8 protein-coding genes are annotated in these 10,311 nt (G+C 64.1%); 2 read left to right on the forward strand and 6 right to left on the reverse strand.

Translation table 11 applies throughout. The features are described from left to right. The coding region (gene parC, locus GPA21_RS16660) for a DNA topoisomerase IV subunit A (RefSeq protein WP_168989243.1) at positions 1-2,239 on the forward strand (2,239 nt) is incomplete at its 5' end. Positions 2,240-2,246: 7 nt separating this feature from the next. Here parC and motD read toward each other — a convergent pair. Beyond that, positions 2,247-3,083, reverse strand: coding sequence for a flagellar motor protein MotD (motD, locus tag GPA21_RS16665; protein ID WP_168989244.1), 837 nt, complete (start codon positions 3,081-3,083; stop codon positions 2,247-2,249). 155 nt (positions 3,084-3,238) lie between these two features. Between motD and GPA21_RS16670 the strand changes: the two genes are divergently transcribed. Next, complete coding sequence (locus tag GPA21_RS16670) at positions 3,239-4,864, forward strand: methyl-accepting chemotaxis protein (RefSeq protein ID WP_168989245.1); 1,626 nt, start codon at positions 3,239-3,241, stop codon at positions 4,862-4,864. A gap of 28 nt (positions 4,865-4,892) precedes the next feature. On the opposite strand, the gene GPA21_RS16675 is transcribed toward GPA21_RS16670, so the two are convergent. The 5 genes from GPA21_RS16675 to GPA21_RS16695 all read right to left on the reverse strand — a co-directional run. Further along, positions 4,893-5,633: a flagellar motor protein gene (locus tag GPA21_RS16675; protein WP_168989246.1), complete on the reverse strand. Its 741-nt coding sequence runs from the start codon at positions 5,631-5,633 to the stop codon at positions 4,893-4,895. A 20-nt stretch (positions 5,634-5,653) separates the two neighbouring features. Further along, on the reverse strand, positions 5,654-6,412 hold the full coding sequence (locus tag GPA21_RS16680) for an RNA polymerase sigma factor FliA (RefSeq protein ID WP_168989247.1): 759 nt from the start codon (positions 6,410-6,412) through the stop codon (positions 5,654-5,656). Between the two features lie 369 nt (positions 6,413-6,781). Continuing rightward, positions 6,782-7,576, reverse strand: a complete 795-nt coding sequence (locus tag GPA21_RS16685; protein WP_168989248.1) for a P-loop NTPase family protein — start codon at positions 7,574-7,576, stop codon at positions 6,782-6,784. Continuing rightward, the gene (gene flhF, locus GPA21_RS16690) at positions 7,560-9,092 is read right to left on the reverse strand and encodes a flagellar biosynthesis GTPase FlhF (RefSeq protein WP_168989249.1); all 1,533 of its coding nucleotides are present in this window, start codon (positions 9,090-9,092) and stop codon (positions 7,560-7,562) included. Before flhF ends, GPA21_RS16685 begins: the two co-directional genes overlap by 17 nt. 133 nt (positions 9,093-9,225) lie before the next feature. Beyond that, a partial coding sequence (locus tag GPA21_RS16695; RefSeq protein ID WP_211163659.1) for an FHIPEP family type III secretion protein occupies positions 9,226-10,311 on the reverse strand: 1,086 nt, incomplete at its 5' end.

Here is a 10,311-nt window from a genome sequence, read left to right on the forward strand (position 1 = left end):
GGATGCATTCGCCGAGCGTGCCTATCTCGCCTACGCGATGAGCGTGGTACGCTCGCGCGCCCTGCCCCAGGTCGAGGACGGGCTCAAGCCGGTACAGCGCCGGATCCTGTTCGCGATGAACGAGATGCGGCTATCGGCCACCTCCAAGCATGTGAAGTCCGCGCGCGTCGTCGGCGACGTGATCGGCAAGTACCACCCCCACGGCGACAGCTCGGTGTACGACGCGATGGTGCGGGTCGCGCAGGATTTCTCGCTGCGCTATCCGCTGGTCGACGGCCAGGGCAACTTCGGCTCCCGCGACGGCGACTCGGCTGCGGCGATGCGCTACACCGAATGCCGTCTGACGCCGATCGCCGAGTTGCTGCTGTCGGAGATCGACCGCGGCACGGTCGACTTTCTGCCGAACTACGACGGCGCCTTCAAAGAGCCGCAGTTCCTGCCCGCCCGCCTGCCCTTCGTGTTGCTCAATGGCGCCTCCGGCATCGCGGTCGGCATGGCCACCGAGATTCCGCCGCACAACCTCAACGAAGTCGCCGAGGCCGCCTGTCATCTGATCCGGCACCCGGACGCCGCGCTGGGCGACATCCTGCCAATGCTGCCCGGGCCGGATTACCCCGGTGGTGGCCAGCTGATCTCGTCGCCCGAAGCCATTCGCGATGCCTATGCCAGCGGTCGCGGCAGCCTGCGCCTGCGTGCACGCTGGCATGTGGAGGAGCTTGCGCGCGGCCAGTGGCGGGTCGTCATCGACGAACTGCCCCATGGCGTGTCGACCGCTCAGGTCCTGTCCGAGATCGAGACGCTGACCAACCCGCAGCCACGCGCCGGCAAGAAGGAAGTGAGCCAGGAGCAGAAGAACCTCAAGCAGCTGGTGCTCGGCGTACTCGACACCGTGCGGGACGAGTCCTCGGACAAGGCCCCGGTGCGCATCGTGCTCGAACCACGCTCCAGCCGCGTCGGTCGCGACGAATTCATGGCGGTGCTGCTCGCCCACACCGGGCTGGAGAGCTCGGCATCGCTCAACATGACGATGATCGGCCGAGACGGCAGGCCGCAGCAGAAGAACCTGGTGCAGATCCTGCGCGAGTGGATCGACTACCGCTATGTCACCGTCGAACGCCGCACCCGCCACCGCCTCGACGAAGTCGATCGCCGCATCCACATCCTCGAAGGGCGCATGATCGCCTTCCTGCACATCGAGGAAGTGATCCGCGTTATCCGCGAGTCCGACGAGCCCAAGCCGGCGCTGATCGCAGCCTTCGGGCTGAGCGAAGCACAGGCCGAGGACATCCTCGAGATCCGCCTGCGCCAGCTCGCACGCCTGGAGGGTTTCCGTATCGAGAAGGAGCTTGCGGACCTGCGTGAAGAGCGCGAGGGCCTGCAGCAGCTGCTCGATAGCCACTCGGCAATGACCCGTCTGCTGATCAAGGAAATCCGCGACGACGCGAAGAAGCATGGCGACGCGCGCCGCACCCTGATCGAGACCGTCACCCCGGTCGCCCCGGCCGAAGTCAGCGTGCCCGACGAGCCGGTGACCGTGATCCTGTCAAAAAACGGTTGGGTCCGAAGTCGCCAGGGTCACGGCATCGATCCGGCCAGCATCACATACAAGACCGGCGACCACGGCTTCGCACTGCTCGAAACTCGCACCGTGTGGCCGCTGGTGGTCATCGACACCAAGGGACGCGCCTGCACCCTGAAGGTTTCGGAGCTGCCCGGCGGGCGCGGAGACGGCACGCCGATGAGCACGCTGATCGACTTCCAGGATGGCGCCCGCCTCGCCCAGGTGGTATCGGCCGCACCGGATTCCGTCTGGTTCTTCGCCAACTCCGGCGGCTACGGTTTCATCTGCACCCTGGGTGACGCGACCAGTCGCCAACGCGCCGGCAAGGCCTTCATGACACTGGAGAAAGGCGAGTCGGTGCTGAAGCCTGCGCCGGCATATGGCGACTGGATCGCCGCGGTCTCGGAGAAGGGGCGCATCCTGGTGTTCCCGCGCAGCGAGATGAAGGTACAGTCCGGTGGCCGGGGCGTCATCGTGATGGCACTGGACGCTGGCGAACAGCTCGCCGCGGTGGCAGTGCCGGCGGATGACGCAAGCCTCTTCGTGCGCGGCATCGGTCGTGGCAGCAAGCCGACCGAGATCGAGCTCAAGCCCACACAACGCGAAACCCTGCGCCACCGCCGTGCTCGCAAGGGCCTGGTGCTGCCGAAGCAGATCAGACCCGAGACGCTGGACTGACCGGTCTCTATTGCCCGGGCAGGATCGCACCCATCGGGTCGCCGACACGAATCCGAACCGGGGTCGCCGGCGGCCCGGGTTCGATGAAGCGCGATTCGATGTAGAGGGTCACCCGGCGGTTGCGCGCGCGCCCCGCTTCGTCGGTGTTGTCGGCGATCGGGCGCTGGTCCGCATAGCCCGCGGCGGTGAGCCGCGACGCCTCGATACCGGCTTCTACGAACAAACGAACGACCGACGAGGCACGTGCAGAAGACAATTCCCAGTTCGACGGGAAGCGGAAGGTAGCGATCGGTACATTGTCGGTGTGCCCTTCGACGGTGATCGGAAAGCTCGCGTCAGCCAGCACTCCCGCGACCGCGCGCAGGGCAGGCAAGGCACCGGAGTTGAGCGTCGCCTCACCGGCGGCGAAAAGCACGCTTGCGTTGATCTCGACCGTAATCCCCTGCGCACCGTCCGAGACCGTGATCTGCCCCTCCTGGGCAACCGGCCCCAGCACGCGCCGGATCTCGTCGGCAATGTCGCGCACCTCGCGCAGGGTGGTTTCGCCAACCTCGCCGGTCTCGCGCCGGGCAGCTTCGCGTGGCACTTCCTGAATCGGCAGGGGCAACTGGCTGGTCACGAAAACCGGCGGCAGTTCCAAATGCTGGCCACCGGGTACGATACTGATCGATCGGAACGCGCTGACTATCGAGTCGGACAGCACGCGGTACTGCCCTTGATTCACTGCCGCCACTGCGTACATCACCACGAAGAAGGCGAACATCAGCGTAATGAAGTCCGCGTAGGACACCATCCAGCGATCCGGATTGTCGTGCTCCTCGACCTGTTTTCTGCGTCTGCGCATGCTGCATTCCCGAATTCTCCGACCAAATGCTTATCGACTGGACACACGCCACACTTGAGACAATCGGACACCGAGTTGCCAGTTTGGGCTAAAGTCCTCGCCGTTTTTGCCGAAATGTTTCGTAGGCCAAGTAATAATCAACAGCAGGAGACAGCGTGTTCAATCTGATTCTTGGGAGCATCCGCTACAAGTTGCTTCTGATCACCGGTTTCGGTACGGTGCTGGTCCTCGCCGCCGCTGCTGGCGGCCTTTATCTCCAGGCGCGCGCAATCGACGGCTTTGCCAATGAGGTCCGCCAACTCGAGGATGGACGAGCCCGCCTGATCGAAGCGAATGTGGCTTTCAGGGACCAGCAACGCGCCTGGAAGGATACGATCCTCAGAGGGGCGGATCACCGGGAGCTTGCGCGGCACTGGGAGACCTTCGAGCGGAACGAAACCCTCATCCGTCAGATCATGGAGGGTTTGCTTGAAGATGACGGTGCGGCTGCGCTGCATAGTGAAATCACGGCCTTCATCGATAGCCACATCGACATGGGAAGCCGCTATCGTCGGGTGCTCGCTGCCTACCAGCTTTTCTTCGACATCACTGGAGCCGACGACGACGCGCAAGGTCTGGATACCGAACCCGCAGCCCAACTCGAGCGCATCATCGTGGCATTGGGGGGTGACATCGACGCCAGACGCGACGAGATCGCCGCGAGCGGCACGCACGCGGTATCAATCAGCGTTTCGCTGATGATTGCAGCTTGCGTAATCGCGTTCATCGTATTCCTCTGGTTGCTGGAGCATCAGCTCATCTCGCCAGCTCGCGCGCTGGAAGACAACCTGAATCGCCTGGCAAAGGGTGATTTCGGCACACCGATTACGGCAAGGACGAGGGACGAACTCGGCCGGATCACCAAGAGCGCCGAGACGATTCGCGTCGAACTCGGCCGGCTGATCCAGAGCGTTGCAGACTCATCAAGCCGCGTGGAGCAGTCGGCACGCACACTCGCCGCCGCGGCGCGAAATGCCACCGAGTCCTCGGCAGAGCAGGCCAATACGGCGGCGGAGACCGCTCGCTCGGTCGACGACGTCACCACCGCGATCCAGGCAATCGAAGGCAACGCCGAGCGCGTGAGCGAGCTTGCCCGCGACGCCCGTGGACAATCCGGCCATGCCGCCAACGAGCTGGCGACACTGGGCGCGACGATCGGACAGACAAGCGACGTGATGCGCCGGCTGAGCGAGACCGCTGGCCGATTCATAGAGGATGCACATCGCATCTCGGCAATCACCGGTCAGGTCCGCGATATCGCCGATCAAACCAATCTGCTTGCGCTAAACGCCGCGATCGAGGCCGCTCGTGCCGGCGAGCAAGGCCGTGGATTTGCGGTGGTCGCAGATGAAGTGCGCAAGCTTGCCGAGAAATCGAGCCTGTCGGCGAACGACATCGACAAGATCACGCGCGCGCTCGACGAGCAGGCCGCACAACTGGAAAGCGAACTCGGGCGCGGTCTGGAGACCTTGCAGACCAGCCGAAGCGCGATGGACCAGAGTGCGGCTGCGGTACGCAAGGCCGACGATGCAGCGACGCGCACGGATGACGAGGTCGCCCTGATCACGGCGGCAGTGCGGGAACAGTCGACGTCAAGCGCCCGCATCAGCAGCAACGTCGCGCAAATCGTAGAGAAGGCTCAAGGGGTGCACACGGAATTGGCGACACTCGCCGAAACCGCGCAACGGCTGGATGCGCTTTCAAGCGAACTTCAGGCATCGATCGGCCACTTCCACCTCTGACAAGACCACCGTGGGACGACGCAAAGGCTTAAGCGATATAGCTGCGCATGCGGCCCTCGATCAGCCTTGGATTGTCGCCATTGGCGATGCCGATGATGGCGTCGAGCAGCATTTCGCGCTGTGAAGTAATCGAACCGATGTGGGCCATGAGCTTCTTGGAGATCGGCAGGAAGACGAGATTCGCGAAGCCAACGCCGTAGATCGTCGCCACAAAGGCCACCGCAATACCGGCGCCGAGCAGCGAAGGATCGGCGAGGTTCTCCATGACGTGGATCAGGCCGAGCACCGCACCGAGAATCCCTATCGTGGGGGAATAGCCGCCCGCGGCTTCCCAGATCCGGGCTCCGAGCTTCATCTGGTTCTCGGCTGAATCGATCTCGACCTCCAGGACTTCGCGAAGACGCTCGGGCTCGATGCCGTCGACCAGCAATTGCACGCCTCTGCGCATGAAGGGGTCGGACATGTTCTGAATGCGCCCTTCGAGCGCGAGCAGGCCCTCTTTGCGCGCAACGTGGCTCCAGGCGGTGGCCTCGGCGATCAGATCCTCATGGCTGACCACCGGCGGCACGAAAACCCAGCGCAACATGCGCACGCCGTCCTTGAATACCCGGAACGGACTCTGCAACATGACTGCGCCGAGCGTGCCGCCAGCGACGATGATGAACGCAGTCGGCTGCAGCAGCGACGCGATATGACCGCCCTCGAGCACTTGTCCGAGCACGATTGCGGCGAATCCGAGCGCAAGTCCAAAAAAGCTGATCTTGTCCATGGACTGGCAAGCTTATGGAGTCAGACCGGATTCTTGCGCGGGCGACCCCGCTTGCGTGCGACTGGACCACCCTCACCCATCACCCGCGAGCGCAGGCGCGACACCGCCTGGCTATGAAGCTGGCAAACGCGCGACTCGGTCACGCCGAGCACTTCACCGATCTCGCGCAGGTTGAGCTCCTGGTCGTAGTAAAGGCTCATGACGAGCTGCTCGCGCTCCGGCAGAGCCTCGATCGCATTCAACAAGGTCTGGCGTGTATCGGCATCTTCAAGCATCTGCAGCGGATTCAGCTCATCGTCGCCGAGATGACGGTCGAAATAGCCTTCGCCGTCCGGTTCTACGAAATCCTCGAAATACACCAACTGATGACCACGGGCGTCCTGCAACAGTTGCTGGTATTCACCGAGCGGCATACCGAGGGAGTCGGCGATTTCGCTCTCGGTGGGCGGGCGCCCGAGTTGCTGCTCCTGAACGTGAATCGCGGATTCGATACGTCTCAATTCGCGCCGAAGCGCGCGCGGCAACCAGTCCTCGCCTCGAAGTCCGTCGAGCATTGCGCCACGAATCCGCTGCACGGCGTAGGTTTCGAACTGCGCTCCCATGCCGGCCTCGTAGCGATCGATGGCATGGAGCAAGCCCATCATGCCGTTCTGGATGATATCGTCGATCTCGACGCTCGCCGGCAGACGGGCCATGAGATGGCAGGCGACACGCTTGACCAGCGGTGCGTAGCCCTCCACCAGATCTGCCTTATCCCGATTGCCGTGTGCGTCGTACATCAGTTTCGCCTGTTCATCACGCCGACCGTAAGGCCGGTAATCTGATTATCCTAGAAGCCTTAGTTGGACGTGTTCGAGTCTGCGTCTGGTGCGTCGTCTGGCAAGGCGCGACGAGGCAGCATGGTCGCTCCCTGCAACGAGGAGCAACGTAGCCAGGCGGCGCACCAGGCGTGCAATCGGGCACGTAGCTGACTCACCCATCGGGTAACCGTCGTCGAAGGTGGGTATCCCAAGCTAAGTAAGGCATTCAAAGTCATAGAGTGCGATCAACCGAGGTTTCTAGGATTATGCCTTAGACGGCAGGTGCCAAGCCGGCCAGCGCTTGCGCCGACGCATGCTTTCGCGCGAGAACCACCCTCATGAATTGGCTCATCGCGTCGCGAGTCGTCGTGGCTCCCGCGCGAGTGATGCGAGTCGGCGCAAGAAGGCGGCTTCCGGTTCGCGCGGTGACGATTCCGCCGCCTCGTGTGCCAGCCCGGCCGACAGATCATCACGCTCGACCTCGCCGAGCCAGGCGAGAGGAACCCCCACATGTTCCCGCACCAGTTTATCCAGGCTGGCGAAGAACGCACCCGCATCGCGTCGGTCTCTTGCACGAGCAACCGCCACATGCAGGGAGCCGGCACCGGCCGCGGCGAGGCGCTTGATCAGCGTGTAGGCCTCGGTCGCACCGCTGCGGCTCGCCTCGGCGACCAGAAGCCTGCGCGGTGCAGCGAACACGAATGGCGACGGATCTCCAGCACCATCCGGGCTGGCATGGACAACAACAAAACCCGCTCGGCGATGCAGCTCACGCAAGGCGGTGACCACACGCTGCCGACGTAGCTCGTCGAGTAGCGGCAGGGCGAGCGCGGCGGCACCAACCGGCACTCGCCCGATCAACCCGGGCATCGGCTGCACGACATCGCCAACCTCGACCCCGTCGCCGAGTACGGCGAGCAGATCGGTGCCCGTCGGCAGCTCGAGTACCGTGTCCAGTGCTCCGTCTCCGGCAACCTCGTCGAGCAACAACAACCGCCCGTCATTACCCGCAATCCGATAACAGGTCTCAACCGCCGATACCGCGCGATGACGCCCAGTCGCAAACAGCGCAACCACAGTCGGCGGCGCGCGACGAAACAGCCGACGCAAGCCGGCGGCTTGATCCTCAAGCGCGTCTATCATCGTCGAACCCTCCGAACCGTTCAGCCGAAGCCCCGCCTGCGGCCAGCATCGAACCGACCTCATCCTGCTTCAGATGCCAGGCCGAGTCATCCGGCACACCACGCAGCGCGCGATGCAGCAGATAGCTTCGGTTGGGCAGATGCAAGTCCTCCGGCACACGCTGACCGTTGGTGACGTAAAGCAATTCGAGCCCATGGCTGATTGCGGCACCGATGGCCGGCGCGAGCGACGCTGCTTCATCCACCTTGGTGAGAATGCAGCCAGCCAGATCGGAACCGCCATAGGCCCGCACCACATCGTCCAGGGTATCTCCACGCGCAGTGGCATTGAGCAGCAACAGGCGTTTGACCGGGCCTGCACCAAGCAGCATCGCGGCCTGCTGGGCGACCATGCGGTCACGCTGACTCATCCCCACGGTGTCGATCAGCACCATATGCTTGTCGCGCAGTTCGGACAGGGTTTGTCGCAGATCGGCGGCATCACGCACCGGGAATACCGGCACCCCGAGAATCCGCCCGTAGATGCGCAACTGCTCCTGCGCCCCGATACGATAGCCGTCGGTGGTGATCAAGGCCAGCTTGTCGGCTCCGTGGCGCACCACACAGCGCGCGGCGATCTTGGCTGTGGTCGTGGTCTTCCCGACGCCGGTTGGTCCGACCAGCGCGTAAACACCACCGCGATCGATCAGATCGGCATCGCAACTCATCGCGCGCAGGTCACGCGCCAGCGCAGACCTGACCGCATTGCGGGCCTGCTCGGGCGTGCTTTCGTCGGCCACGGCATCGACCAGTTCTCGCGCCAGCGTGGTCGAGAACCCTGCTTCCAGCAATTCACCGAGCAACTGCGCCTTCGCTGGCGCAGTGCGACGGGTCTCATTCCAGGCGAAACCCGCCAGCTGACGTTCGATCATGCCGCGAATCCCGGACAACTCCGACATCAAACGGGCGTTGTCCTGTTGCAGCGCGAGTATCCGCTGGTCGTCCTGCGGACTCTGGGTTCTCGGTGCGACCGGTTCCGGCCGGACGGGCGACGCCTCGCTGCGTGGCTCGGCCTCGACCCGCCCCGGACGTACGTAGGCGTCGAAGCGTTCATCGGCTGCGACGGACTGCTGCACAGGCGTCGGTGCGCTATCGCGCTTGCGCATCAGATAGTCCGCGGTCTCGTAGCGAGGCGGATTGAATGGGCTGACGACTTTCGGCGGTCTCACCGGCTCACGTCCGCCACGCCCGGCGCTCAGGCTGACGGTGTAGTCATCGTCGTCGTCGGCGGCGGCGTCGAAACCGGATGCTGCAGGGGCAGCTGTCGCCTCTCGACGGACCGGCGCAGCCGCTTCCTGGCGCTCCGGGCGACGGGCCGCAGCATGAATCGCACCCACCGACTCGGCCGGCAGGGCAAGGATCTCGACGCCGCCCTCGACGGCACGGTTGGATAGAACGATCGCATCCGCACCCAACTCGGCCTTGAGCGCCCTGAGGGCTTCTCTAGCAGTTGGCGCCTGATATCGCTTTACGTTCATGACTCTTCTCCCGACAGCCTTTTGTGCACGCTGACATTGTTGCCCATGCCCGACATCCGCCGAGTCGGGAAAAGGCGCTTTTTACCCCGCCTTTTCACCCCGCTGGTTCGCGTCGTCTGGGTGCCAGCAACGCTCAGCCGCCGGCGCCCCCCACCATTGCCGAGACGCGGATGGTGCGTGACTCAGGCACTTCGGTGTTCGCCAGCACCTTGAGTGAAGGCACCGCTCGGCGCAGGAAGCGCGACAACAGCCAGCGCAGCTGCGGCGGCACCAGCAACACCGGCGGCAGGCCGATATCTTCCTGACGCTGGGCGACTTCGGCGGTTTGCCGCAGCAAGCCGTCGGCCAGACTGGGCTCGATCGCCGCACTGTCGTCCCCACCGGCCATGGCCTGCATCAGGATACGCTCGAGCGCCGGATCCAGGGCGATGACCTGAACCTCGCTGTTGCCCGGGAACAGGCTTTGCATGATCGATCGACCGAGCGCCTGGCGTACCCGCGACGTCAACTCCATCGGATCCTGGGTGCGGGGTGCGTGCTCCGCCATGGTTTCGAGAATCGTGCGCATGTCACGGATGTTGACGCCCTCCTCCAGCAGATACTGCAGCACACGCTGGATGGCGCCGATCTGGATGACCCCCGGCACCATGTCCTCGATCAGCTTCGGCGCATCCTTGCCGATATGATCGAGCAGCGCCTGGGTTTCCTGGCGGCCGAGCAACTCCGCGGCGTGACTCAGGATGAGGTGGTTCATATGAGTGGCCACCACGGTACTCGCATCGACAACCGTATAACCGAGTGCGTGCGCCTGCTCACGCTGGCCTGCATCGATCCACACTGCCGGGAGGTTGAACGCCGGATCGGTGGTTTCGCGGCCGGTGAGACTGCCGGTGACGCGGCCCGGGTTGATTGCGAGATACTGACCGGGATAGGCCTCGCCGCTGCCGATCTCCACACCCTTGAGCAGGATGCGATAGGCGTTGGGCTTGAGTTCGAGGTTGTCGCGGATATGCACCGGCGCCGACAGGAAGCCCACATCCTGCGCAAACTTCTTGCGCAGCCCGCGGATACGCTTCAGCAGCTCGCCATCCTGCGAACGATCGACCATCGGAATCAGCCGATATCCGACCTCGAGACCCAGCACGTCGACCGGAACCACATCCTCCCAACTCGCCTCGACCCGTTCGGCGGGCGGTGCCTCGGCCGCAGCTTCGGCGGC

Origin of the sequence: Azoarcus taiwanensis, assembly GCF_012910885.1 — a bacterium.
GTDB classification, from domain to species: domain Bacteria; phylum Pseudomonadota; class Gammaproteobacteria; order Burkholderiales; family Rhodocyclaceae; genus Azoarcus_F; species Azoarcus_F taiwanensis.

Excerpts from the sequence above, each read along its gene's own strand:
- GPA21_RS16680 (WP_168989247.1), bottom strand. The coding sequence starts at position 6,412 with ATGTACGACGCACACGGCAATCGGGATAAGGCAGATCTGGTGGAGGGC.
- flhF (WP_168989249.1), bottom strand. The coding sequence starts at position 9,092 with ATGAACGTAAAGCGATATCAGGCGCCAACTGCTAGAGAAGCCCTCAGG.
- GPA21_RS16685 (WP_168989248.1), bottom strand. The coding sequence starts at position 7,576 with ATGATAGACGCGCTTGAGGATCAAGCCGCCGGCTTGCGTCGGCTGTTT.
- GPA21_RS16675 (WP_168989246.1), bottom strand. The coding sequence starts at position 5,633 with ATGGACAAGATCAGCTTTTTTGGACTTGCGCTCGGATTCGCCGCAATC.
- motD (WP_168989244.1), bottom strand. The coding sequence starts at position 3,083 with ATGCGCAGACGCAGAAAACAGGTCGAGGAGCACGACAATCCGGATCGC.